Source organism: Cryobacterium zhongshanensis, from assembly GCF_022760445.1.
GTDB classification, from domain to species: domain Bacteria; phylum Actinomycetota; class Actinomycetes; order Actinomycetales; family Microbacteriaceae; genus Cryobacterium; species Cryobacterium algoricola.
The window spans coordinates 362,270-385,195 of the sequence record NZ_JALGAR010000003.1 but is presented as its reverse complement, the minus strand read 5'-3'; the positions used below and the strand labels follow the sequence as shown (position 1 = coordinate 385,195).

The 22,926-nt window shown below is 68.0% G+C and carries 24 protein-coding genes; 16 read left to right on the top strand and 8 right to left on the bottom strand.

The window, feature by feature from the left end:
- Nucleotides 1-35 precede the first annotated feature (35 nt).
- Together MQH31_RS13390 and MQH31_RS13385 are read left to right on the top strand one after the other, a co-directional pair.
- Entirely contained in the window at nucleotides 36-893 is an 858-nt protein-coding gene (locus tag MQH31_RS13390) for a helix-turn-helix transcriptional regulator (protein WP_243012443.1), read from the top strand.
- Between the two features lie 251 nt (nucleotides 894-1,144).
- A complete protein-coding gene (locus MQH31_RS13385; protein WP_243012442.1) occupies nucleotides 1,145-2,806 on the top strand; it encodes an HNH endonuclease signature motif containing protein in 1,662 nt (553 codons plus the stop codon).
- Here MQH31_RS13385 and MQH31_RS13380 read toward each other — a convergent pair.
- The 3 genes from MQH31_RS13380 to MQH31_RS13370 form a co-directional block, all read right to left on the bottom strand.
- Nucleotides 2,793-3,695: a formylglycine-generating enzyme family protein gene (locus MQH31_RS13380; RefSeq protein ID WP_243012594.1), complete on the bottom strand. Its 903-nt coding sequence runs from the start codon at nucleotides 3,693-3,695 to the stop codon at nucleotides 2,793-2,795. The two genes, MQH31_RS13385 and MQH31_RS13380, sit on opposite strands and share 14 nt — an antisense overlap.
- Nucleotides 3,696-3,739: 44 nt before the next feature.
- Entirely contained in the window at nucleotides 3,740-5,233 is a 1,494-nt protein-coding gene (locus MQH31_RS13375; protein ID WP_243012441.1) for an arylsulfatase, read from the bottom strand.
- A gap of 98 nt (nucleotides 5,234-5,331) precedes the next feature.
- The gene (locus tag MQH31_RS13370; RefSeq protein ID WP_243012440.1) at nucleotides 5,332-6,312 is read right to left on the bottom strand and encodes a Gfo/Idh/MocA family protein; all 981 of its coding nucleotides are present in this window, start codon (nucleotides 6,310-6,312) and stop codon (nucleotides 5,332-5,334) included.
- A gap of 147 nt (nucleotides 6,313-6,459) precedes the next feature.
- Here MQH31_RS13370 and MQH31_RS13365 point away from each other — a divergent pair, with 147 nt between their 5' ends.
- A complete protein-coding gene (locus tag MQH31_RS13365; protein WP_243012439.1) occupies nucleotides 6,460-7,362 on the top strand; it encodes a shikimate dehydrogenase family protein in 903 nt (300 codons plus the stop codon).
- A complete protein-coding gene (aroD, locus tag MQH31_RS13360; RefSeq protein WP_243012438.1) occupies nucleotides 7,359-8,138 on the top strand; it encodes a type I 3-dehydroquinate dehydratase in 780 nt (259 codons plus the stop codon). Before MQH31_RS13365 ends, aroD begins: the two co-directional genes overlap by 4 nt.
- Nucleotides 8,139-8,157: 19 nt before the next feature.
- On the opposite strand, the gene MQH31_RS13355 is transcribed toward aroD, so the two are convergent.
- Nucleotides 8,158-8,394 (bottom strand): hypothetical protein, encoded by a 237-nt coding sequence (locus MQH31_RS13355; RefSeq protein ID WP_134536311.1) that lies wholly within the window; start codon nucleotides 8,392-8,394, stop codon nucleotides 8,158-8,160.
- 506 nt (nucleotides 8,395-8,900) lie between these two features.
- Here MQH31_RS13355 and MQH31_RS13350 point away from each other — a divergent pair.
- The 5 genes from MQH31_RS13350 (at nucleotide 8,901) to MQH31_RS13330 (ending at nucleotide 14,540) form a co-directional block, all read left to right on the top strand.
- Nucleotides 8,901-10,028: an LLM class flavin-dependent oxidoreductase gene (locus MQH31_RS13350; protein ID WP_243012437.1), complete on the top strand. Its 1,128-nt coding sequence runs from the start codon at nucleotides 8,901-8,903 to the stop codon at nucleotides 10,026-10,028.
- A 2-nt stretch (nucleotides 10,029-10,030) separates the two neighbouring features.
- Nucleotides 10,031-10,666, top strand: coding sequence for a CE1759 family FMN reductase (locus MQH31_RS13345; RefSeq protein WP_243012436.1), 636 nt, complete (start codon nucleotides 10,031-10,033; stop codon nucleotides 10,664-10,666).
- Nucleotides 10,667-10,690: 24 nt separating this feature from the next.
- Nucleotides 10,691-11,434, top strand: a complete 744-nt coding sequence (locus MQH31_RS13340; RefSeq protein WP_243012435.1) for a maleylpyruvate isomerase family mycothiol-dependent enzyme — start codon at nucleotides 10,691-10,693, stop codon at nucleotides 11,432-11,434.
- A 51-nt stretch (nucleotides 11,435-11,485) separates the two neighbouring features.
- Nucleotides 11,486-11,788, top strand: a complete 303-nt coding sequence (locus MQH31_RS13335; RefSeq protein ID WP_134536319.1) for a hypothetical protein — start codon at nucleotides 11,486-11,488, stop codon at nucleotides 11,786-11,788.
- Between the two features lie 169 nt (nucleotides 11,789-11,957).
- Entirely contained in the window at nucleotides 11,958-14,540 is a 2,583-nt protein-coding gene (locus tag MQH31_RS13330; RefSeq protein ID WP_243012434.1) for an ATP-dependent Clp protease ATP-binding subunit, read from the top strand.
- A gap of 42 nt (nucleotides 14,541-14,582) precedes the next feature.
- On the opposite strand, the gene MQH31_RS13325 is transcribed toward MQH31_RS13330, so the two are convergent.
- Nucleotides 14,583-14,909, bottom strand: a complete 327-nt coding sequence (locus MQH31_RS13325; RefSeq protein ID WP_243012433.1) for a hypothetical protein — start codon at nucleotides 14,907-14,909, stop codon at nucleotides 14,583-14,585.
- 109 nt (nucleotides 14,910-15,018) lie between these two features.
- Between MQH31_RS13325 and MQH31_RS13320 the strand changes: the two genes are divergently transcribed.
- Nucleotides 15,019-15,990 (top strand): aldo/keto reductase, encoded by a 972-nt coding sequence (locus MQH31_RS13320; RefSeq protein ID WP_243012432.1) that lies wholly within the window; start codon nucleotides 15,019-15,021, stop codon nucleotides 15,988-15,990.
- Nucleotides 15,991-16,076: 86 nt separating this feature from the next.
- Nucleotides 16,077-16,931 (top strand): aldo/keto reductase, encoded by an 855-nt coding sequence (locus MQH31_RS13315; RefSeq protein ID WP_243012593.1) that lies wholly within the window; start codon nucleotides 16,077-16,079, stop codon nucleotides 16,929-16,931.
- Here the strand turns inward: MQH31_RS13315 and MQH31_RS13310 are convergent.
- Nucleotides 16,900-17,811: a LysR family transcriptional regulator gene (locus MQH31_RS13310; RefSeq protein ID WP_243012431.1), complete on the bottom strand. Its 912-nt coding sequence runs from the start codon at nucleotides 17,809-17,811 to the stop codon at nucleotides 16,900-16,902. The two genes, MQH31_RS13315 and MQH31_RS13310, sit on opposite strands and share 32 nt — an antisense overlap.
- Before the next feature lie 142 nt (nucleotides 17,812-17,953).
- Here MQH31_RS13310 and MQH31_RS13305 point away from each other — a divergent pair, with 142 nt between their 5' ends.
- Nucleotides 17,954-18,376 carry a VOC family protein gene (locus MQH31_RS13305; RefSeq protein ID WP_243012430.1) on the top strand — a complete coding sequence of 141 codons (423 nt, stop codon included), beginning with the start codon at nucleotides 17,954-17,956 and terminating at the stop codon, nucleotides 18,374-18,376.
- A 3-nt stretch (nucleotides 18,377-18,379) separates the two neighbouring features.
- Here the strand turns inward: MQH31_RS13305 and MQH31_RS13300 are convergent, their stop codons facing one another.
- Together MQH31_RS13300 and MQH31_RS13295 are read right to left on the bottom strand one after the other, a co-directional pair.
- Nucleotides 18,380-19,207, bottom strand: coding sequence for a hypothetical protein (locus MQH31_RS13300; protein ID WP_243012429.1), 828 nt, complete (start codon nucleotides 19,205-19,207; stop codon nucleotides 18,380-18,382).
- Nucleotides 19,207-19,599, bottom strand: a complete 393-nt coding sequence (locus MQH31_RS13295) for an S-adenosylmethionine decarboxylase (RefSeq protein WP_198416012.1) — start codon at nucleotides 19,597-19,599, stop codon at nucleotides 19,207-19,209. The genes MQH31_RS13300 and MQH31_RS13295 overlap by 1 nt, the downstream gene beginning before the upstream one ends.
- Before the next feature lie 165 nt (nucleotides 19,600-19,764).
- Here MQH31_RS13295 and MQH31_RS13290 point away from each other — a divergent pair, with 165 nt between their 5' ends.
- Genes MQH31_RS13290 through MQH31_RS13275 form a run of 4 tightly spaced genes read left to right on the top strand, consistent with a single transcriptional unit; the run spans nucleotide 19,765 to nucleotide 22,759 of the window.
- Nucleotides 19,765-20,607, top strand: coding sequence for a glycoside hydrolase family 25 domain-containing protein (locus MQH31_RS13290; protein ID WP_243012428.1), 843 nt, complete (start codon nucleotides 19,765-19,767; stop codon nucleotides 20,605-20,607).
- Nucleotides 20,608-20,667: 60 nt separating this feature from the next.
- Nucleotides 20,668-21,402, top strand: coding sequence for a glutamine amidotransferase (locus MQH31_RS13285; protein ID WP_243012427.1), 735 nt, complete (start codon nucleotides 20,668-20,670; stop codon nucleotides 21,400-21,402).
- 27 nt (nucleotides 21,403-21,429) lie between these two features.
- Nucleotides 21,430-22,239, top strand: a complete 810-nt coding sequence (locus MQH31_RS13280) for a thymidylate synthase (protein WP_243012426.1) — start codon at nucleotides 21,430-21,432, stop codon at nucleotides 22,237-22,239.
- Nucleotides 22,229-22,759, top strand: a complete 531-nt coding sequence (locus MQH31_RS13275) for a dihydrofolate reductase (RefSeq protein WP_243012425.1) — start codon at nucleotides 22,229-22,231, stop codon at nucleotides 22,757-22,759. Before MQH31_RS13280 ends, MQH31_RS13275 begins: the two co-directional genes overlap by 11 nt.
- Nucleotides 22,760-22,926: the final 167 nt, after the last annotated feature.

Genomic DNA, 22,926 nt, shown 5'->3' with positions numbered 1-22,926 from the left:
AGGGTCCGCTGCGAGACAGAGCACAGACTGGGACGATGGACAAGACCGAACTGGGAGCATTCCTCCGGAGCCGACGGGATCGGCTCCGCCCGGAGGACATCGGCGTCCCCGCAGGACCGCGGCGAAGAACCACAGGACTGCGCCGCGAGGAGGTAGCGGTGCTTGCTCACATTTCGACCGAATACTACGTACGTCTCGAGCAGGGGAGAGCCCCCAAGCCATCGGGAGAGGTTCTCGCCGGGATCGCAGACGCCTTACGTCTCACCGAGGCCGAAGCCGACCACATGCACCTCCTCGCCGGCACATTACCGACCCGCCTGTCGCAGCACCGTCGCGACGTCCGCAGGAGCATCCTCTCGCTCCTCGACCGACTTCCTCAAATAGCCGCGTTTGTCATGTCCGCGGCATTCGAGGTACTGGCTTGGAACGATCTCGCTGCCGCACTGCTGGAAGACGCTATGGGGCCCACCCCCAACGGCCGCAACCTCGCGAGGAGGACCTTCCTGGGATCCCCTCCGCCGGATGCATCACGATACGGACTCGCGGACACCAGGCAGTTTCACCACTTCGTCGTCATGGAACTCCGCTCGGCACTGGCCCGCTATCCGTCCGACCCGCTGATAACGGGTCTGATCAACGAACTTCGTGAGGGCAGCGCTGAGTTCGTACGACTGTGGGAGCGCCACGATGTGCAGGCCACCCCCATGCTCACGAAGACTTTCAGGCATTCTGTCGTCGGCGACATCACCGTCGATTGTGATTCCCTCAAGCTCGTAGATCGAGACCAGCATCTCGTGCTCTACACGGCCGTTCCCGGATCTTCAGACGCCGAGGCTCTGGCTCTGCTCAACGTGCTGGGAAAAGAGCGCATCTCCCTGACTGGCCGCGACTGATTGTGGCTACACAGCGGAAGCCCACGGCTGGCGCGAACCCGGGCGAGTGTGTCGAATTCAGGAGATGCTTGCTGCCAGGTGGGATCGGCCGCACTGGTCCGCCGGTCGGTGCCGCTCGCCCGGGCTGATCTCCTGAATTCGGCACCACGAGCGCGGGCGCACTCGGCTTCAGGTGTGAATCTCGAGACTATCGACTCAAAATTAGGTGAATAAGTCTCGTATTCGTGTTCGATTCAGGGTAGAATCGGGGTATGGCAGGAGCTTCGGATCCACAGTCACACACCCCGCAGACACCCGATTCCGGGGCCGCGGGAGATCAGCCCACCGTTGGTTTCGAGTCGGTGCATCCGGTTGCGGTTGCTGAGGGTTTCGAGGGTGCGGAGGGGCTGGCCGGGTTGGTGCCGTCGGTTCATGCGGATGCTGTCGCCCGGCTCGCCGAAGCACGTTCGGCTCTCGCAGAGGCCCTGGCGGCGATCCCGGTCGGGTTGCTCAGCGATGCGGAAGCGGTCACGGCGCTGAAAGAAGTGGAGGCCATCGGGCGAACGGTGGATGCGGCCCGGGTCAACACGGCGACGGATGTGGACCGGCGAGCCCGAGTGCTCGGCCGGGAAGGTTTGGCGTGGAAGATGGGCTGCAAAGGTCCCTGGGACGTCCTCACCCGGGTGACGCGGGTGTCGGCCCGAGAGGTCAAGCGACGCACGAAGCTCGGGGACGCGGTGTTGCCGCGGCCGTGCGGTGGGAGCAGTTGGTTGCCGCCGTTGTTTCCGACGGTTGGTGCCGCGCTGGCCGCGGGGGAGATCGGGGTGGAGACGGCGGAGTTGATCGTGACGGGGCTTCAGACGATCAGCCACCGGGTCGCCCCGGATGACCTCCTCACGGCGGAGCGGGCCCTGGTCGCCACGGCGGCGGGGCGGATCACACCGGAGACCGAGGATTTGGCCGGCGCGGGGGTCCCGGCGGCCACGGACCTGATCCGGGGGATGGTGCTGCAGTGGCAGGCGGCCCTGGACCCCGACGGCGTGCTGCCGCAGGAGGACGTGTTCGAGGCGAAGTCGAACATCGGCTTCGGACAACTCAAGAACGGGCTCTACCCGGTCAAGGGCGGCGTGACGCCGGAACTGTTCGGGATGATGAACACCCTCTTCGATGCGTTCCTGAGCTTCCATGCGCGGCCTGCGTTTCCCACCGAGGAGGAGCAGGCCCTGATGGATTCGGGGCAGATGATTCCCGGCGCCGAGACCGCCGGAACCGGTGACGGCACCGGCCCGGAGCTGGACGTGATTGAGGCGGAGCTGCGGGAGCGGCGCGCGGACACCCGCACGAGCGGGGAGAAACGCGCCGACATCCTCCGGGCCCTGTTCGAACACGCCGCCCGCGATGAGGGCACGCCCAGCATGGGCGGGTCGGCTCCCACGGTGATGGTGCACGTGAACGCGGCCGACCTCGCGAGCGGGGTCGGGGTCGGGTGGATCGACGGGGTCGAAGCCCCCGTGTCGCTGAAGACGGTGCACCAGCGGATCTGCGACGGCGGCTTCCAAGGGGTCCTGTTCGGGGAGAACAACCAGGTGCTCAAGCTCGGCCCGGAACGGCGGTATTTCAACCGGGCGCAGCGGCGGGCGATCACCGCCCGGGACGGCGGGTGCATCATCCCCGGGTGCAAGGCCCCGGCGCACTGGGCCGAAGTGCACCATGTGAAGCCGTGGGCGAAGGACGGCCCGACGAATGTCGACAACGGGGTCCTCCTGTGCTGGTTCCATCACCACACCATCGACACCTCGGGGTGGGAGATCCGCATGGTGAAGGGCTCACCCCAGGTCCGGGCCCCCGGACTGATCGACCCGCAACGACTCTGGCGGCCACCGAACCGGCACCGCGCCCACCAGGTCCTGACCGGGCCGCCTAACCGCGACTGACAGCGGCTGCGCAGCGGAAGCCCACATGGCTCATGCCCGTGTCGATCGGTTGCGGGCGACGGGCCGCAGGGCGGTACCGCAGGCAATAGCTGTCCGCGCACAGGAATGACCCACCCTTGACGACCTTGCGGGGCACGGCGAACTGAGGCTGGGCCGGATCGAGGCTTCCCTCCGGGGTACAGCAGCCCGACTCGGAATCAGCCTCCCCTTCGGGACGACGACGCGGCGCGTACCAGTCGTCCGTCCACTCCCAGACGTTGCCGGCCATGTCGAGGAGGCCGAAGCCGTTGGCCGGGAAAGAACCGACGGGGCGCGTGCGGCCGTAGCCCGGATCGGCGCGCCAGGGGAATGCGCCGTGCCAGTAGTTGGCGAGACGTTCGCCGCCCGACTCCGGCCGGTCGCCCCAGACGAATTCGGCGTGGTCGAGTCCGCCACGGGCCGCATACTCCCATTCGGCCTCGCTGGGCAGACGCTTGCCGGCCCAGGCGGCGTAGGCCGCGGCATCCTCGTGGGCGACCTGCACGACCGGATGCTCGCCGCGCCCCTCGACGGAAGACCCAGGGCCCTCCGGCCGGCTCCAGCACGCGCCGGCGACCCACGCCCACCACTGGCTCAGGTGGCGCAGGTCGACCGGACCGGGGGTGCCGGTGAACACCATCGACCCCGGCACGAGGTTATCGGCGGGTGCGCCGGGGTAGTCGGCGGGATCGAGCGGCCGTTCGGCGACCGTGCGGTACTCGGTCTCCGCCACGAAGCGCGCGAACGCCGCGTTCGAAACGGCGGTCCGGTCGATCAGGAAGGCGTCGACGCGCACCCGGTGTGCGGGCGCCTCCTCCGGGTAGTGGTCGTCGGAACCGGCCACGAACGTGCCGCCGGGCAACGCACACATCCCGGGCGGCGCATCCGCGACCACCGATTCAGCAGCAGATTCGCTCACCGACTCCCGATCCCGGACTGCAGTTTCGCCATCACCTGGCTGATCGTGAAACTCGACGGCGTCTGCGAGGGCGGGAACTCCAGGAGCGACTGCACCATCCGCGCGACGAAGGCCTGGGCGGGCACGAGAGTCCAGGCGTGGTCGAGTAGCCAGTCGAAGTAGGTGTTCGACGTGGTGTCGGCACGTTCGTACGGGTCGGTTCGCAGGTTGAAGATCTTGGGCACCCTCAGCTCCGTGTACGGCTCCATCCACACCTGCAGGGTGCCTCGAGCGCGCTGTTCCATGAAGACGAACTTCCAGTTGTCCCAGCGCAGAGCCGTGAGGTCGCCGTCGTCGGAGACGTAGAAGAAGTACTGTCGTGGGCTCTCCGAGGCCTCCCCGGTGAGATAGTCGAGCTGGTTGAAGCCGTCGAGCCACACTTTGTATGGCCGGCCGTCCAGCTCGGTCCCCGCCTTGAGTCGGTCGGTGATGTCGGTGTCGCCCGCCGCAGCGAGCAGGGTCACGAACCAGTCGTTGTGGCTCATGATCCCGTTCAGCACCCGGTCCCCGGGGATCGTGCCCGGCCAGCGCACCAGGGCGGGCACGCGGTATGCGCCCTCCCAGTTCGAGTTCTTCTCGTTCCGGAACGGCGTCATACCCGCATCCGGCCAGCTGTTCATGTGTGGGCCGTTGTCCGTGCTGTAGATGACGATCGTGTCCTCGGCGAGTCCGAGGTCGTCGAGCGCGTCGAGCAGTTGTCCGACGACCTGGTCGTGGTCGATCATCGTGTCGTGGTACTCCGACTGCCACCGCCCGGCCTGGCCCCTGCTCCCCGGTTTGCCGTGCGTGCGGAAGTGCATGTGGGTCGTGTTGAACCAGACGAAGAACGGAGTCTCGGATTCCTTCGCCTCACCGATGAACCGGAGGGCCTCGACGGTGACCTCGTCGTCGATGGTCTCCATCCGCTTCTTCGTCAGCGGCCCGGTGTCTTCGATCCGGCCGTCGGCCCAGCTGTGCAACACGCCGCGCGGCCCGAAGCGCTTCCGGAAATCCGGGAACTCCTCGGGGGAGGGGTAGTCGAAGAGTTCGGGTTCCTCCTCCGCGTTCAGGTGGTACAGGTTGCCGAAGAACTCGTCGAAGCCGTGGTTGGTCGGCAGGAACTCGTCTTTGTCGCCCAGGTGGTTCTTGCCGAATTGCCCGGTGGTGTACCCCTGCTCCTTCAGTGCGGTCGCGATCGTCGGGTCTCCCGGACGCAGTCCCAGGTCGGCTCCCGGCATCCCGACCTTGGTGAGTCCGGTCCGGTACGGGTTCTGTCCGCAGATGAACGCGGCCCGCCCGGCCGTGCAGCTCTGCTCACCGTAAAAATCGGTGAAGCGCACGCCCTCGTCCGCGATCCGGTCGATGTTCGGAGTGCGGTACCCCATCACGCCATCGCTGTAACAGCTCAGATTCGAAATGCCGATGTCATCGCCCCAGATCACGAGGATGTTGGGCTTCCGGTCTGCGCTCATGGACTCTCCCGACGACGGTGGCGGTCTCGTGCTCTGGCGGAGTGATCCTGCCGCCGTTCGTCCGGTTTGTCCACCCCGAAAGGGGGAGGCGGGAGGCGCTACCCGATGAGGCGATCGATTCCGGCCGCGACGTAGATCGCGTCGATGGCCGCCATGTTCCCGAGGGAATCGTCGCCCTCCGTGAGCAGCGGCTCGCCGCTCGCGAGGCCGCGCACAACCGCATCGAGCTGGTGGTCGTAGGTCTCATTTCCGCGCACGGTGAGCCAGCGTTCGATTCCCCCGCGGACTTCGCGGATGCTGTGTCCGCGGGACGGGAAGACCATATTGTCCACGTGCACGCTGCCCTCGGTCCCGATGATGTCGAATGAGGTGTTGAGGGCAGTGCCCGCGATCATGCTCGAGGAGATCCGGGCGGTGACGCCCGAGGGGAACGCCAGCGCGGCATCCATGCTCATGTCGGCCCCCAGCGGGTTCAGGGTGGCGACGGCACTTGTGACGAGGGGCTCCTCGCCCGTGAGCGCTCGCACCCAGTGCAGCGGGTAACACCCGAGGTCCATCAGTGAGCCACCGCCGAGGGTCGGGATGTGCCGGATCGACGTCGGGTCGAAGGGATTGCTGCCGGAGAATTCACCGCGCAGGGACACGACCTCGCCGAGCCGACCGGACGCGACGATGACGTCGAGCTCGAGGCTGAGCGGGTGGTACCGGTCGTGGAACGCCTCGATGAGACGCCGGCCGGTCTCGGCGGCCGCCCGGCGCATCCGCCCCGCCTGGGCGGCGTTCATCGCGAAGGGCTTCTCGCAGAGAACGTCCTTGCCGGCCTCGAGCGCGGCAATCGACCACTCGGCGTGCTCGGAGGGCGGCAGCGCGACGTAGACGAGGTCGATTTCCGGGTCGGCGAGGAGCGCGCGGTAGTCGCCGTACGAGCGCTCGATGCCGTGTTCCTGCGCATAGGCCGAGGCAGCGGATGCCCGGCGCGAGGCGACCGCGGCGATCACGACATCGGTGCGTCGCCGCGCCGGCCGGATGATCGCGGACGGTGCGATGCCGGCGGCACCGAGGATTCCGATTCTGAGCATCAGCGCACCGACCCACGGGCCGCGGCACTGCGACGACTATTTGTTGCGTTTAGGGACATATTCGGGACACTACCATTGAGCAGCGGCCTGCCGCATCTCACTTGACGCTGCCGCTACATCTGTCGAAGAATCGAATCGGAGGGACTCGTGCCTGTACCCGTTTCCCCGGCCGGCCGCCGCCGCCTCGCGGTGCTGGGGTCTCCCATCGGGCACTCCCGCTCGCCGGTGCTGCACACGACGGCATACGCCCTGCTCGGGCTCCCGTTCGACTATTCCCGGGCCGAGGTCCGCACGGGGGAGCTGACCGCGTGGCTCGCCTCCCTCGACGACAGCTGGCTCGGGCTCAGCCTCACCATGCCGCTCAAGCGCGAGGTCGTCCCGCTGCTCGACACGACGTCGCCGCTCGTCGACGAGCTGGGCGTGGCGAACACCGTGCTGTTCACGACCGACACCGGCCGGCGCCGGATGCACGGCTTCAACACCGACGTCGACGGCATCGTCCGCACGGTGTCGACCCTCGAATCGCCCTCCTCCGTCGTGATTCTCGGCGGCGGTGCGACGGCGGCCTCGGCGCTCTACGCGGCGCACCAGCTCGGCGTGGGGGAGGTCACGGTCTACCTGCGGGACCCCGCCAAGGCCGCCGACCTGTCGGCGCTCGGCGACCGGCTCGACGTCCCCGTCCTGATCCGGCGGCTCGGCGAACTCGACGTGGCCGTCCCGCATTCCTTCGTGATCAGCACCCTGCCGGGCGGGGTCGCGGACGGCCTCGGCCTCCGGCCGCTGGGCGCCGGTTCCGTGCTCTTCGACGTCGCGTACGACCCGTGGCCGAGCCCACTCGCCGAGGGCTGGAGTGCCGCGGGCGGCATCGTCTTCAGCGGACTCGACATGCTCGTCGAACAGGCGATCAGCCAGGTGCGCATCTTCACCGGCGGAGTGCAGGACGAGCCCCTGCCCGGCGAGGCGGGCATCCGTGCCGCCATGCGCGCCGCGGTCGGTCTTCCGGCGACCAACGCTCCGGGGCACGCTCCGGCGGGCGGCGAGGTCTCATGACCGGCGCGGTAGAGCGGCCCGTGGTTCGGATGCGCTCCGTCGTTCTCGGCGAGGGCAGGCCGCAGATCTGTGTTCCCCTCGTCGGGGCCACGATCGCCGAACTCGATGCGGCCGCGTCCGCGCTCGTCGCGGGGGACTACGACCTCGTCGAGCTGCGGATCGACTTCTTCTCCGGCTGGGACACGCCGTCGGCGGTCCGGGAGGCGATCGCCGTCGTTCGTGCGGCTCTCCCAGAGGCGGTCCCGGTGCTCTTCACCTTCCGCACGAAGCGGGAAGGCGGGCAGGCGGACATCCGCCCGGACGCATACGCCGAGCTGCTCGGGCTGGCGATCGCAGCCGGCGTCGATGCGATCGACGTCGAGCTCTTCACCGAGCGGGCGTGCCTGCTCGGCCTCGTGACCGCGGCCCACGAGGCGGGTGTCATCGTCGTGATGTCCTCGCACGACTTCGAGTCCACGCCGCCGCGGGCCGAGATTCTGGCACGCCTCACGGAGCAGCAGCAACTCGGGGCGGATGTCCTCAAGGTCGCGGTCATGCCGTCACACCCGCGCGATGTCCTCACCCTGATGGATGCGACCGCCGAGTTCGTCGCCGAGCACGCCCGGCGCCCGGTGATCACGATGTCCATGGGGGGACTGGGCGTGGTGTCGAGGCTGGCCGGGGAGACCTTCGGTTCCTGCGTCACCTTCGGGTCAGTCGGAGCGTCGAGCGCCCCGGGCCAGATCGAGGCCCGCGAGTTGCGGGCGGTCCTGGACCTGGTGCACGGAGCCCAGTGAGCGGGCCGGCCGCTCCTCGCTAGACCGCGGAGTCGTCGAGCTCGAGGGTCGATTCGCGTTCGCGGAAAATGTTCAGCTGGCGACGCCGGTACTCGGAGAACATGCTGCCCACGTCCGACGGCTCCAGGGTCTGGGCGTGCTCGGTCTCATCGGCGTGCTTCAGGTGCTCGGTGTATTCGGCGTTCTCGTGTTCGACGTTCGTGACGTTCTCGGTGATTTCGGACTGCTGCGGCAGGTCGAAGGATTCGTGGTTCATGGGGATACCCAATTCTTTCTCTGGGGTGAGTGTGGGGGAACTGCGACGGCGGCGGGCGAACCGGGGTCCCGGGCAGTGGTGCCGGGGGTCCGGGTGGCGCTTTCAGCGCGTGGTGGTAGCCGATACGCGGCGCAGTGGATGATGACGCGAAGCGACGTGAGGCGTGGCCCGGAGTCGTTCCCGCATCGGGGGTCCTTCCGTGATGAAGCGGTTTCTCGGGTGCGGCAGCGCGGTGGGTAACCGAACGTCCGACGGGGATCCTGCAGCACTTCATCGGGCGGAGGAGCTTTGCAGGAACGTTATGTGATTCATGGCGAGATGTCAACGGTCGCGAATCGAGGATTCGTGAGATATTTCTGACTGCCGCGAGTTCTCCGGCGAGGTCGTCGGTGTGCGGGAACGAGTGCGGGAATAGGAAAGCCCCGATCGCGGTTGGGTACGACATGCATGCAAATGCATTGAAATTTCGTGTGAGAATGTGCAGTGAACACTCAGAGAGGCTGACCATGCAATTCGGAATCTTTTCGGTCGGAGACCTGACAACCGACCCCACCACCGGCCGCACCCCGACCGAGCAGGAGCGCATCAAGGCGATCCTGACGATCGCCCAGAAGGTCGAGGAAGTCGGCCTCGACGTCTTTGCCACCGGTGAGCATCACAACCCGCCCTTCGTGCCCTCGAGCCCGACCACCATGCTCGGCTACATCGCCGCCAAGACCGAACGCATCATCCTCTCGACGGCGACGACCCTGATCACGACGAGTGACCCGGTCAAGATCGCCGAAGATTTCGCGATGCTGCAGCACATCGCCGACGGCAGGGTCGACCTGACCCTCGGCCGCGGCAACACCGGCCCGGTCTACCCGTGGTTCGGCCAGGACATCCGCCAGGGCATTCCGCTCGCGCTCGAGAACTACGCACTGCTGCGCCGGCTCTGGACCGAGGAATTCGTGGACTGGGAGGGGCAGTTCCGCACCCCGCTCCAGGGTTTCCAGTCGACGCCCCGTCCCCTCGACGGCGTCGCGCCGTTCGTCTGGCACGGCAGCATCCGCACCCCCGAGATCGCCGAGCAGGCCGCGTTCTACGGAGACGGCTTCTTCGCCAACCACATCTTCTGGCCGGCTTCGCACACCGCGAAAATGGTCGGCTTCTACCGTCAGCGCTTCGAGCACTACGGCCACGGCACCGCAGAGCAGGCGATCGTCGGCCTCGGCGGACAGGTCTTCATGCGCAAGAACTCGCAGGACGCCGTGCGGGAGTTCCGCCCGTACTTCGACAACGCCCCCGTGTACGGTCACGGCCCGAGTCTCGAGGAGTTCACCTCGCAGACGCCGCTCACCGTCGGCAGCCCGCAGGAGGTCATCGACCGCACCCTCGGTTTCCGCGACTACGTGGGCGACTACCAGCGCCAGCTGTTCCTGATGGATCACGCCGGACTGCCGCTCAAGACCGTGCTCGAACAGCTCGACCTGCTCGGCGAAGAGGTCGTACCCGTGCTGCGCCGTGAGTTCGCGAAGAACCGCCCGGCAACGGTTCCGGATGCCCCCACCCACGCGTCGCTCGTCGCTGCGGCTGCCGCGGCCGCCGCAGCTCCCGACGGCGCACCCGTCGCCTCTCCGATCGCGGTGTCCTAGACATGGCCGAACGCACCCGGACCATCGCTGTCGTCACCGCGGGCCTCAGCCAGCCGTCCTTGACGAGGATGCTCGCCGACCGTCTCGCTCAGGCGACCTCCGCCCGACTGGCCGAGAAAGGCATCCCCACCGAGGTCAAGATCTTCGAACTGCGCGATGTCGCCCTCGACGTGATGAACAACATGCTCACCGGGTTCCCGAGCCCGAAGCTCGACGCGGTGATCGAAGCCGTGACCGGCGCGGACGGGCTCATCGCCGTCACGCCGATCTTCACGACCAGCGCGAGCGGACTGTTCAAGTCGTTCTTCGACGTCATCGACAACCGGTCGCTGACCGATATGCCGACGGTCATCGCGGCGACGGCCGGCACCGCACGCCACTCCCTGGCCCTCGACTACGCCATCCGCCCGATGTTCACCTACCTGCACGCCGTCGTCGCCACCACGGCGGTGTTCGCCGCCGCTGAGGACTGGGGCAGCGGTGCAGACACGGTCAAGACGCTGCCCGACCGCATCGACAGGGCGGCCGGGGAGCTTGCCGCGCTCATCGCCGCGTCCGACCGGTCGGATTCCGTGCGCGACCCGTTCACGATCGACGCGTCGTTCAGTCCGACCGGAGGCTTCCAGCCCTCGATCTGATCCGTTCCCTGCGAGAATGGCAGCATGCCCGCACCCACCGCTCTCCCCGCTGACCCCGAGCTGCTTGCCCAGCTTCTGCTCGCCCGTCGCGCGACCGCATTCTTCGCGCACGAGCTCAACGGGCTGTCGAACGTCGACCTCGACGGGGACTCGCTGTTGCCGGGCTGGAGCCGTCGCCACGTGATCGCGCACGTCGCGTACAACGCGAGGGGAATCGTCCGGCTCGTGACCTGGGCGCGCACCGACGTGGAAACGCCGATGTACGCCTCGAATGCGGCGCGCGACAGCGACATCGCAGTCGGGGCCGAGCTCGACCGTGAGGCCCTGCGCACTCTCTTCGACGTTGCGACCATCCAGCTCGACGCAGCGTGGCGCCGGCTCACCCCGGAGACGTGGAGCCACCTGGTCCGGACTCCGAGTGGCCGGGAGATTCCCGTGTCCGAGACCGTGTGGATGCGCAACCAGGAACTCTGGGTGCACACGATCGACCTCGCGACCGGCGCCGCCTTCAACGACGTGCCGGTCGAGGTGCTCGACCGGCTGCTCACCGAGATCACCGTCGCCTGGGCGGCGCGGGGCGACGGGGCAGACCTGGTGCTCTCGGTCACCGGAGCCCACCCCGAGCGCAGGTTCGGTGACCTCCGGTCCGCGGATCCCGTCGTGGTGTCCGGCAGCCTCGCTGCACTCGTGCAGTGGGCGACCGGGCGGGGCGGTTCCGGAGTGAGCTCGAGCACAGGGTCCCCGGCCGACCCGCCGCGGTGGCTCTGAGCTGGACTGCGCCGCGTGGCAGACTGGTAGTCGAAACAACGGGGGCAGACAGTGGACGATCCGCGCGCGAACATGCAGGACAACCGACTGGTCGCACTCGGGGCGCCCCACGCCGACTGGACGAAGACACCCGGGCGCACGCTCGGATTCTGGCTCACCCTCGCCGGGTTCGCCCTCGCGATTGTGCTCCCGTTCTGGGGAGTGATCGCCGTCCTGGTCGGGCTCGCATTTTCGATGCGTGCGATCAGGGTCATGCCCGCCGGCGTCCCCGGTCGCGGCCTGGTGCTCGCATCACTGGGTATCGCGGCGGCGACCCTGCTGCTCTCGGTGGCCCGCGGCATCCTCGGGGTGTGACGTCTGGACGTGTCCGGGGCGGGCGTGTCCGGCCTTCCCGCCGGCGTCCGTGATCGCTCCGTTCGCCGACCGCGTAACCGGCGATTTCCCAGGATGGGAAGGGAATGAAACCCACGGCCTGACGTTGGGTTGAGTCAGTAGCACTCAAGTTTCAACACCAGGAGGTCTCGTGCCTACATTCTTCGGTCCAGCGGATTCCGGCAACGGTTCGTTCGACGAGTTCATCGCCCGCTACCTGCAGGGCCAGCAGGGCGCCGCACCCGCGGGCCGCCCGATCGACATCACCCGGCTGCTCAGCCGCCGCACCCACGAGGTGCTCGCCGAGGCGGCCCAGTACGCGGTCGACCACGGGCACTCTCACGTCGACGTGCTGCACATCCTTCGGGTCCTCGTCCTGCGCGAACCGGCCGCCCAAGCGCTCCGGAATGCCGGAGCAGACCCCGCCGCCCTCGCCCTGGCCGCAGAGCAGCGCCTGCCGGAGCGCTCCGCCCCGACGGGCGACACGACGCCGGGCCTCACGCCATCCGCCCAGCGCGCCCTGCTCGACGCCCACCAGATCGCCCGCGCCTTCGGGTCGACGTACATCGACCCCGAACATCTCTTCTTCGCCTTCGTGGTGAACGAGGACTCCCCGGCCGGACAGATCCTCGCTGCGGCCGGCGTGACCCAGGAGTCCCTGCAGGCCGGCGCACGCGAGCCGCAGGATGCTGCGACGACCCAGGCCGCTGCCCCGGCATCCGCATCTGAGACGCCCATGCTCGACACCTACGGCACCGACCTCACGGCCCTGGCCCGCGACGGCAAGCTCGACCCCGTGATCGGCCGTGCCGACGAGATCGAACAGACGATCGAGATCCTCTCCCGCCGCACCAAGAACAACCCCGTGCTGATCGGCGAGGCCGGAGTCGGCAAGACCGCCGTCGTCGAGGGGCTCGCGCAGGCCATCGTCGCGGGAACCGTTCCCGAGCAGCTGCGCGGCAAGCGCGTCGTGGCACTCGACCTCGCGGCGATGGTCGCGGGAACCCGGTACCGCGGCGACTTCGAGGAACGCCTCGGCAAGACCATGGATGAGATCAGCGCCCACAACGGCGAGCTCCTCATCTTCATCGACGAACTGCACACCGTCGTCGGCGCCGGTGGATCCGGCGACGGCGGCATGGACGCCGGGAACATCCTCAAGCCCCGGCTCGCACGCGGTGAACTGCACGTCATCGGCGCGACGACGCTCAAGGAGTACCGCAAGGTCGAGAAGGACCCGGCGCTCGAACGCCGCTTCCAGACCGTGCGGGTCGGCGAGCCGAGCATCGACGACGCGGTCAGCATCCTCTCGGGGCTGCGCGGCCGTTACGAAGAGCACCACGGCGTCCGGTACACCGACGAGGCGCTGCGTGCCGCCGTCGAGCTCTCCTCCCGTTACGTGTCCGACCGGTTCCTGCCTGACAAGGCCATCGACCTGATCGACCAGGCCGGTGCCCGGCTCCGCCTGACCCTCGGTTCCCTGCCCGACCGTGCGGCCCTCGAGGCCCTGCGTGCGCGCGTGGTGACCCTCGAGGAGGCCAAGAGCGCCGCGGTCCTCACCGAACAGTACGAAGAGGCCTCCCGCCTTCGGGACGAGATCGAGACGGTCCAGTCACAGCTGGCGCGCGAGGACGACCCCGCACAGGCCGTCGCCGCGGAAGCCGTCGTCGGAGAGGCCGAGATCGCCGGCGTGATCGCCCGCGCGACGGGCATCCCCGTCGCCCGGCTCACCGCGGACGACCGCTCCCGCCTCGGCCTGCTCGAGGCCGAGCTGCACGAACGAGTCGTCGGCCAGGACGACGCCGTCGAACTCATCGCCAAGGCCGTGCGCCGCAATCGCACCGGCATGAACGACGCCGGCCGGCCCGTCGGGAGCTTCCTGTTCCTCGGGCCGACGGGCGTCGGCAAGACCGAGCTCGCCAAGGCCCTCGCCGGATCGCTTTTCGGCGACGAGCACGCGATGGTGCGCTTCGACATGAGCGAGTTCGGCGAACGCCACACCGTGAGCCGGCTCGTCGGGTCCCCTCCCGGCTACGTCGGCTACGACGAGGCCGGGCAGCTGACCGAGCGCGTACGCAGGACCCCGTACTCCGTGATCCTGCTCGACGAGATCGAGAAGGCCCACCCCGACGTGTTCAACCTGCTGTTGCAGGTTCTGGACGACGGCCGCCTGACCGACGGCCAGGGTCGCACCGTCGACTTCCGGAACACGGTCATCATCATGACCTCCAACCTCGGCTCTGAGTTCCTCGCCAGCCGGAGCGGCGCCCTGGGCTTCACCGCCCAGATCGATGGCGGGGCCGACAACGGCTTCGGCTCGGAGAAGGCTCTTCGTGACCGGGTGATGGGCAAGCTCCGCGAGGCCATGCGTCCGGAGTTCCTGAACCGGCTCGACGAGATCGTGCTGTTCCGCAAGCTCGACGCGCCGCAGCTGCACGACATCGTGCGGATGCTGCTCGGCGGGACGCGCACCCGGCTCGCCGCCCAGGGTCTCGGCCTCACGGTGCGCGAAGACGCGATCGACTGGATCGCCACGCGGGGGTACGAACCCGAGTACGGTGCCCGGCCGCTGCGCCGCGTGATCCAGCGTGAGCTCGACGACAAGATCGCCGACCTCCTCGTCGGATCGGCGCTGCTGGGGAGCACCGGTGTCGAGGTCTCGGTGGCGGACGGCGCTCTCGTCGTGGCCGCCGCGGCGGCCGCGCCTGGTCAGGCACTGCCTCTCGCCGCCTAGGACTCGCCGCAGGACTCGTCGCAGGATCGCCGCCAGGGTACTTCAGTCCCTGGCGGCGATCCCTGCGGCGATCTCCGCGGCGATTTCGGCCTCGGAGCGGGCATTGAACACGCCCCACATAATGTGCGTCGGGCCGCTGCCGTCGCTTCCCGGGGCCGCCGCCCGCGCGGTCCACTTGTTGGCGAGGGCGGCGCGACCGAGGTCCCGGAGGGAGTCGGCGATCCTGGTCTTCCTGAGCTTTCCGGCGACGACACTCCCGTCCTCCGCGAGCCGCCAGCCGCGATCGCTCGCGAGCACCTGGCCGATCTCCTCTTCGGTGAGCCAGCGCGAAAAACTGCGACCGGGCGGGTCGATGGCGGTGAGTTTCATGCTCGAAACTGTACCCAGCTTTCCGGGCGCGCGATTGAGAACCCGGACTGGTCAATCGCAGTACTGAAGGCTGTTGGACACATCAGTGGTCGCGGAGGAGGCTGAAGTCATGGAATACACACACCTCGGTCGCTCTGGTCTATCCGTGTCCCGGCTGTGCCTCGGCACCATGAACTTCGGGCCTCTCACCCCGGAACCGGAAGCGCACTCGATCATGGATTCGGCGCTGGCCTCCGGAATCAACTACTTCGACACCGCGAACGTCTACGGCGGCGCGCACGGCCCCGGCGCAACCGAGTCCCTCGTCGGTCGGTGGTTCGCCGGCGGCGGTGAGCGCAGGGAACGCACCGTGCTCGCGACGAAGCTCTACGGCACGACCTCGGACTGGCCGAACAACGGGCGGCTCTCCGCCCTCAATATCCGCCGCGCGCTCGACGCGAGCCTCCGGCGGCTGCAGACCGACTACATCGACATCTATCAGTTCCACCACATCGACAGGGAAACCCCCTGGGACGAGATCTGGCAGGCCATGGAAACGGCCGTGGCCCAGGGCAAGATCCTCTATGCGGGCAGCAGCAACTTCGCCGGCTGGCACATCGCGACGGCCCAGGCGGAAGCGCGGCGGCGCAACTTCACCGGACTCGTGAGCGAGCAGTCGATCTACAACCTCCTCACCCGGGACGTCGAGCTCGAAGTGCTCCCGGCGGCTCGGGCGAACGGGCTCGGCGTGATCGCCTGGTCCCCGCTGCAGGGCGGCCTCCTCGGGGGAGTGCTCGGCAAGGAGCGCGACGGTCGACGGCGCCTCGAGGGGCGATCCGCGGAGACGCTTGCCGCGCACCGCCCGGCCATCCAGGCGTTCGAGGACTTCGCCGCAGACCTGGGACACAAACCGGGAGACGTGGCCCTGGCCTGGCTCCTGCACCAGCCGGGAGTGACGGCGCCGATCGTCGGGCCGCGCACCCAGGCCCAGCTCGACGACGGCCTCCGGGCGCTCGACGTCACCCTCGATGCCGCAGCCCTGGCCCGGCTCGATGAGATCTTCCCCGGGCACAAGCCCGCCCCCGAGGACTACGCCTGGTGACCACGCCCGAAACGAGTCCCGAACCTGTATCAGACACTGCCAGCCCCGACAACCGCTCCACGAAGGAAACCATGCCGACCCGAATGATGCCGACCCGAATGATCGCCGACCGCACCGTGAGCACGATCGGACTCGGCGGAATGCCGATGTCGATCGAAGGACGACCGGATGCGGCCAGGTCCGTCGCGACGATCCACGCCGCCCTCGACGAGGGCGTGACCCTGTTCGACACTGCCGACGCCTATCACCTGCACGCCGACGAGGTCGGCCACAACGAGACCCTCATCGCCGGGGCGATCGCGTCCTGGGGCGGAGACACGAGCGATGTGCTCGTCGCGACGAAGGGCGGGCACCTGCGCCCCGGCGACGGAACCTGGTACGTCGACGGCCGCCCGGAGTATCTCAAGAAGGCCGCGGAGGCGTCGCTCGCGCGTCTCGGCGGCGACGCGATCGGCCTCTACCAGTTCCACCGGCCGGACCCGGCGGTGCCGTACGCCGATTCCATCGGTGCGCTCGTCGAGCTCCTCGACGCAGGCACGATCCGCCTCGCCGGCATCTCCAACGCGAACGTCGATCAGATCCGGCTCGCGCAGGAGCTCCTCGGCGGACGCCTCGCGAGCGTGCAGAACCAGTTCTCGCCGGCATTCCGCAGCAGCGAGCCGGAGCTCGAGCTCTGCACCGAACTCGGAATCGCCTTCATCCCGTGGAGCCCGCTCGGTGGGATCTCCTCCGCGGCCCGGCTCGGTGAACGGTTCGCGCCGTTCCAGCAGGTCGCTGCGGACCGAGGCGTCAGCCCGCAGGTCGTCTGCCTGGCCTGGCACCTCGCGAAGTCGCCGGTGGTCATCCCGATTCCCGGCGCCTCCCGGCCGGAGAGCATCCGGGACTCGGTTCACGCCGCCGGCATCACCCTCACGCCTGAGGAACTGGCGTTGCTCGGCTGACCACCGCGGGCTGGCCTCCCGCGAGCTGGGTGAGGAAAGCCGTGGCGGCCGGGCTGGGCTCGTCCGCCACGGCGACCGCGACGGTCCAGGACGGCATCGGGTCCTCGATCTGGATGGCTCGCAGGAGGTCAGGACGCTTCGCAGCGAAACTCTCCGGCACGATCGCGACCCCGAGGTTGTAGCCGACGAGGTCGAGCAGCGGATGCACGTCGTTGACCTCGAGCGCCGCCCGGTAGTCGAACCCCGCGGCCGCGAAACCGCGTCGGGCGAGGACGTGTGCCCCCCAGCCCGCTGGGAAGCCGACGAGGGACTCGGCGTGCAGCGAAGCCAGGTCCACTGAGCCCCTGGCCGCGAACGGGTGATCGGGATGGCAGAGCACGATGAGCCGTTGGGTGCTGAGCTGACTGAGTCGGATACCGGGAGGCGGGTCTCCTGCCGAGACGATGAGGGCGACGTCCGTGCGGCCGTTCGCAACGCCCTCGCTGAGCTCGAGCGATCCGGCGTGCCGGAGACGCACGTCGACTCCGGGATGCGTCGTGCGGAAACGGGCGAGTTCACCCGGCAGGTCCACCGACCCCAGACACGGCTCTGCGCCGACCGTCAGGCGTCCCAGCATCAGGCCGCGCACGGCCGCAACGGCGTTCTGGGCGGCGGTGGCACTCGCGAGCGTGCGCAGGGCCTCGACGAGGAAGGCCTGGCCCGCGACCGAGAGCTCGACGCTGCGGGTGCTTCGGATGAACAAAGAAGTCCCGAGCTCGCCTTCGAGAGCCCGAACGGATGCCGACAGCCCGGATTGTGAAATCTGCAGGATATCGGCAGCTCGGGTGAAATGACGTTCTTCGGCGACGGTCACAAAATGTTCGAGCTGGCGAAGTTCCATTCAGCAAGGCTAGTGCGTCAGATGACACCATTCACAGCCGCGAGGAATAGATCACCGGCCTCGTTTTTTGGCGGTCAGAGGTCGATACTGGTCCGGAAGCGCGTGCCCGCTGGTGGGCACGCCCCGGTTTGGAGGCCTGACGATGACTTCGCTCAACCTCTATCTCTCCTTCCGCGATTCGGCCAGGGCGGCCATGGACCTGTACGAGTCGGTTTTCGGCGGAACGGTCACCCGCAGCACCTTCGCCGATTTCCACGCCAGTGAGGATCCCGCAGAGGGCGAGAAGATCATGCACTCCGCCCTGACGACGGACAGCGGGATGGTCCTGATGGCGGCGGATACCCCGAACAGCATGGAGCTGACACCGGGCAGCAATTTCTCGGTCTCGCTGAGCGGTGACGACGAGGCCGAACTGACGGGCTATTTCGAGAAGCTCTCCGCGGGAGGGACCGTGGTCCAGCCGCTCGCGAAGGCACCGTGGGGAGACAGCTTCGGGATGCTCGTGGATCCGTTCGGCGTGAACTGGCTGGTCAACATCGCCGGTCCGGGGAGTTCTCCCGCGTGATCCTCAGGCGCCGGGCCGGGCGTCGAGGCTGATCGAGTCGTCTTCGGTGCCGTCGACGAGTCGTTGCAGGGCGTTGCGCACGAGCAGGCCACGCATGGTGTCCCGGTGCGCCCGCGCCTTCGGCAGGAAGTGCGGTACGTACCCGTAGACGGCGTGGCTCTTCTTCGATCCGAGGTACGGGCCAGGGGGAGTGTCCGCGAGCGGCACGAACGGGATTCCGAGGAAGTCCCGCATCTTGCGCAGTGGCCGGTCGTCGACGATCGACACGATGTGCTTGATGCTGTGCACGAGCGCGGAGAGGTACATGGCGCGGTAGAGCTGCACGCTCACCGCCGCTTCGCCGCGCCGGTAGTCGGGGAGGACCGCGACGGTGCCGATGTCCCAGATTTCCGTGGGATCGGTGATCGCGTGAAAGCGGAAGGCCTCATCGAGTTCCAGATTGAACGGTTCCCGGGCGGCATCGTTGAGGCTCTTAAGGCCGTGCGGGGAATCTTCGATGATCCGCAGCACTCCGCTCGGCGTGTGTGTCTCCCTGTCGATGGAGATGAAGAAAGTACTCGTTTCCTCGTACGCACCATACTCGTCCGTCATCTCGGCGGCGTCGTTGCCGAACGTCGCCTCGAAGACGACACGTTCCACGTGCCGGCCGACATTCGAGAACGGGCTCCGGCCGTCGACCTCGATCGCGACGAGTCGATAGTGCTCAGGAAGCTCCCGCGCGCGCTCAGCGAGCAGTCGAAGGGTGAGCTCCTCGAGCTCAGAATCGCTGAGGTCATAGCGGGGGCTGAACACCTCGGCGCCGATCGCGGTATCGGTGTCGCGGGCCGGCACTAAAACTCCTTGTATTCGGCGGTGGCGCTGCCGAAGAAACCCTTGGTGTATTCGACGGCCACGAGGGGATCGAAGGGCTTGCAGGTGTAGATGTCGACACTGTAGAAGAGCACCGGCTGTTCCCACGCGTAAAAATGCGCTCCCGACGTTTCCCAGTGAGTCCACCCGGCCCAGCCGTACAGGTCGCTGCGATGCGTTACCGGTTCGATCAGGCCTTTCATGTCGAGTACCGGGGCAAGTCCTGACAGGTAGTCCACGATTTGGAGTGCGCTGATCGGTTCGGCGGGGTAGGCCTCGATGACCAGCCGCTGCCGGTAAATGGTTGGTGCAAGGTCGCGCATGAAAGCCATTCCCCCAGTGATGTGGTCCAGACCATGGGGAAGAGATTCCACGGCGGCAGCGTTTCATCAGGGCGACATTGGAACCTGAGACTGAGCGCTGCTGCCTCACTGTACGCCCCCCAGGCATCCATCGCGGTCAGTGGGCACCCGCGTCGGTGCGGAGGAGTCCCCGGTGGGGGCCTTTTCTTTGCCATGATGCCGGGGCACACTGAGCGAATGCGCAGGCTTTCGGTGACGAGACACCCGGGAAATGGGCCGGTCGCGCCCCCGGTTCTCGCGGTCGCGTTGCTGGTGATCCTTGCGGTGGGCGTTCCGCTCGCGGCCATTCAGGTGGCGGGAGCGATCCGGCCGGACCCGGCGTCGTCCGCTCCCGCCGGCGTCCCTACGGATGACCCGACGGCGGTCCCCACGCCGGCTTCGACCTCAGGGACGCCAGCATCCCCGGTGCTCAGGGCGCTGGACTCGGACAACCCGATCTCCGATCCTGCCTGGTTCGTGCAGGCGTACGAGGCCGGGTTCCGGCTCTACATCCTCAGCGCTACCGAGTTCGGCAGCTGCACCCCACTCGCTCGCACCCAGGCACAGCTCGCGATGGCGATCGACGCCGGCCTCGCGGTCGCCGCGTACACCAGGGATCCGCGCTGCTGGCGGGAGGGGATCGCGGCGACGGGCTCCTTCCGCATCCGGCTCCAGTTCTTCGCCCTCGACATCGAGACGGGTGGCCCGCCGCTCACCCGCGACATGATCACGGGTGTGCAGTCCAGCGGGGTACGTCCCGTCGTCTACACCGGCGCGCGAATGTGGGAGGACATCATGGGCAGGGACACGACGGAGTATTCCGATGTCGCCCTCTGGGATGCCGTGCCCGTCGAGCCGGACTCGCCCGCCGTTCCCGGCCTCCCCGACGACCCCGCCGATCTCCTGTCGCCCGCGCCGATTTCCTTCGGCGGCTGGAACGCGCCCGGCAATCTCCGGGTCGGTGTGCAGCAGCATTTCGAACGGGTCTTCAACGGCGTCAACATCGATGTGAACACCTTCTCGACGTCGTTCCTGTACTGATCGGGAAGCGGGCACCGTACCGGGCGCCGCACTGGGCACTGCACCGCGTATTATGGCGGCGTGAAGCCCTTCCTGCTCTTGGCCACCCGTCCGGAGGACGAAGCCGCCGACGACGAGTACGAGGGCTTCCTGAGCGCCGGCGGCCTGACCCCCGATGAGTTGCACCGGGTGAGGCTCGAGGCGGACCTGCTGCCCCCGATCCGTCTGGACGACTACTCCGGCATCATCGTCGGAGGCAGTCCCTTCAACGCCGGCGACCCCGAGGCGACGAAGTCCGCCGTCCAGGTCCGCGTCGAAGCGGAACTCCAGCCGCTCCTCGATCTCGTCGTCGCCAGGGACTTCCCCTTCCTCGGAGCCTGTTACGGCATCGGACTGCTCACCGCCCACGGCGGAGGGGTCGTCGACGGCACCTGGCCGGAGGACGCAGGCCCGACCAGGGTGAGCCTGACCGGGGACGGGGCCGCGGACCCGCTGTTCGGCATCCTCGACCCCGACTTCGAGGCCTTCGTCGGGCACAAGGAGGCGTGCACGGTCCTCCCGCCCGGCGCCGTGCTCCTCGCCACCGGTGAGAACTGCCCGGTCCAGGCCTTCCGGGTCGGACGCAACGTCTACGCGACCCAATTCCACCCCGAGCTCACCAATGCGAGCATCCTCACCCGCATCCGGATCTACCGCGACAACGGCTATTTCAAGCCGGATGCCCTGACCGAAGTCATCGCGAACATCACGGCGGCCACGGTCACGCAACCGGCGAACCTGATGCGGGCCTTCGTCCGGCGCTTCGGCACCGAATAAGCTGCGCCACCAAATAAACTGACACGAATGCCAACCTCACTCGCGACACCGTATGAAGACCTGCTTCGCCACACGCTGGCGACGGGCACCGCCAAAGCCGACCGGACCGGTACCGGAACCACGAGCATTTTCGGGGCACAGCTCCGCTTCGACCTCCGTGAGGGCTTTCCGCTCATCACGACGAAGCGCGTGCACTTCAAGTCCATCGCCTACGAACTCCTCTGGTTCCTGCGCGGCGAGAGCAACGTCGGATGGCTCCGGGAACACGGCGTCAGCATCTGGGACGAGTGGGCGTCGGAAACCGGAGAACTCGGTCCCGTCTACGGGGTGCAGTGGCGCTCCTGGCCCACCCCCGACGGCGGTCACATCGATCAGATCGCCCAGGTGATCGAGACCCTCAAGGCGGACCCCGATTCGCGGCGCATGATCGTGTCGGCCTGGAACGTCGCCGACATCCCGTCGATGGCGCTCGCGCCGTGCCACGCGCTCTTCCAGTTCTACGTCGCCGACGGCCGCCTCTCCTGCCAGCTCTACCAGCGCAGCGCCGACCTCTTCCTCGGCGTCCCCTTCAACATCGCGAGTTATGCGCTGCTGACCCACCTCGTCGCAGCGCAGGCCGGCCTCGAGGTCGGTGACTTCATCTGGACCGGCGGGGACTGTCACATCTACGACAACCACCGCGACCAGGTCGCCGAGCAGCTGACCCGCGCCCCGTATCCGCTGCCGACGCTCCGCATCACGGCCGATCGGGCGAGCATCTTCGACTACGAATACGAGGACCTTGAGATCGTCGGCTACCAGCACCACCCCGCGATCAAGGCACCCGTTGCCGTCTGATCACGCTCCCGCGATCGCACTGATCTGGGCGCAGGCGCACGACGGGATCATCGGCGACGCCGGGTCGATCCCCTGGCACCTTCCCGAAGACCTCGCGCATTTCAAGGCCGTGACGGATGCCGCGACGGTCGTGATGGGGCGGCGCACGTGGGACTCCCTCCCCGAACGATTCCGGCCGCTCCCCGGGCGACGGAACGTGGTCGTCACGCGGGATGCCGGCTGGGCTGCGGCCGGGGCGGAACGTGCGGTGTCGGTCGAGAAGGCCCTCTCCGGAGACCCGGCATCCACCGAACCGGGGTCGACGATCTGGGTGATCGGCGGAGGCGAGGTCTACCGCGAGGCCCTCGCCCGCGCCTCACGACTCGAGGTCACCGAGCTGGACCTTGCCGTGCCCGGCGACACGCGGGCCCCCGCTGTTGACGGGGAGTGGACGCGTGCCCACGCCTCGGAATGGACGGTCTCGCGGACCGGAATCCGGTATCGCTTTGTCGGGTACGAGCGGCCGGTTCCGCAGCACTGACTCCTGGGTCAGCACCTGCGGGTCCACGATCGCGTGCGCCACGGTGCCGCGGCGTTCGGGGCTCGTCCAACGGCCGCTCGACGGAGCCAGGAACGCCTGGGGCAGGGTCCCCAGGCAGATCGCCGCGTCGATCACGCGCACGAGGGGGAAAGCGAACCCGAGCAGCA

Bases quoted from the DNA above. Each gene is read 5' to 3' on its own strand.
- MQH31_RS13390 (WP_243012443.1), top strand. From the start codon at position 36: ATGGACAAGACCGAACTGGGAGCATTCCTCCGGAGCCGACGGGATCGG.
- MQH31_RS13385 (WP_243012442.1), top strand. From the start codon at position 1,145: ATGGCAGGAGCTTCGGATCCACAGTCACACACCCCGCAGACACCCGAT.
- MQH31_RS13380 (WP_243012594.1), bottom strand. From the start codon at position 3,695: ATGTGTGCGTTGCCCGGCGGCACGTTCGTGGCCGGTTCCGACGACCAC.
- MQH31_RS13375 (WP_243012441.1), bottom strand. From the start codon at position 5,233: ATGAGCGCAGACCGGAAGCCCAACATCCTCGTGATCTGGGGCGATGAC.
- MQH31_RS13370 (WP_243012440.1), bottom strand. From the start codon at position 6,312: ATGCTCAGAATCGGAATCCTCGGTGCCGCCGGCATCGCACCGTCCGCG.
- aroD (WP_243012438.1), top strand. From the start codon at position 7,359: ATGACCGGCGCGGTAGAGCGGCCCGTGGTTCGGATGCGCTCCGTCGTT.
- MQH31_RS13355 (WP_134536311.1), bottom strand. From the start codon at position 8,394: ATGAACCACGAATCCTTCGACCTGCCGCAGCAGTCCGAAATCACCGAG.
- MQH31_RS13350 (WP_243012437.1), top strand. From the start codon at position 8,901: ATGCAATTCGGAATCTTTTCGGTCGGAGACCTGACAACCGACCCCACC.
- MQH31_RS13345 (WP_243012436.1), top strand. From the start codon at position 10,031: ATGGCCGAACGCACCCGGACCATCGCTGTCGTCACCGCGGGCCTCAGC.
- MQH31_RS13340 (WP_243012435.1), top strand. From the start codon at position 10,691: ATGCCCGCACCCACCGCTCTCCCCGCTGACCCCGAGCTGCTTGCCCAG.
- MQH31_RS13325 (WP_243012433.1), bottom strand. From the start codon at position 14,909: ATGAAACTCACCGCCATCGACCCGCCCGGTCGCAGTTTTTCGCGCTGG.
- MQH31_RS13320 (WP_243012432.1), top strand. From the start codon at position 15,019: ATGGAATACACACACCTCGGTCGCTCTGGTCTATCCGTGTCCCGGCTG.
- MQH31_RS13315 (WP_243012593.1), top strand. From the start codon at position 16,077: ATGCCGACCCGAATGATCGCCGACCGCACCGTGAGCACGATCGGACTC.
- MQH31_RS13310 (WP_243012431.1), bottom strand. From the start codon at position 17,811: ATGGAACTTCGCCAGCTCGAACATTTTGTGACCGTCGCCGAAGAACGT.
- MQH31_RS13305 (WP_243012430.1), top strand. From the start codon at position 17,954: ATGACTTCGCTCAACCTCTATCTCTCCTTCCGCGATTCGGCCAGGGCG.
- MQH31_RS13290 (WP_243012428.1), top strand. From the start codon at position 19,765: ATGCGCAGGCTTTCGGTGACGAGACACCCGGGAAATGGGCCGGTCGCG.
- MQH31_RS13280 (WP_243012426.1), top strand. From the start codon at position 21,430: ATGCCAACCTCACTCGCGACACCGTATGAAGACCTGCTTCGCCACACG.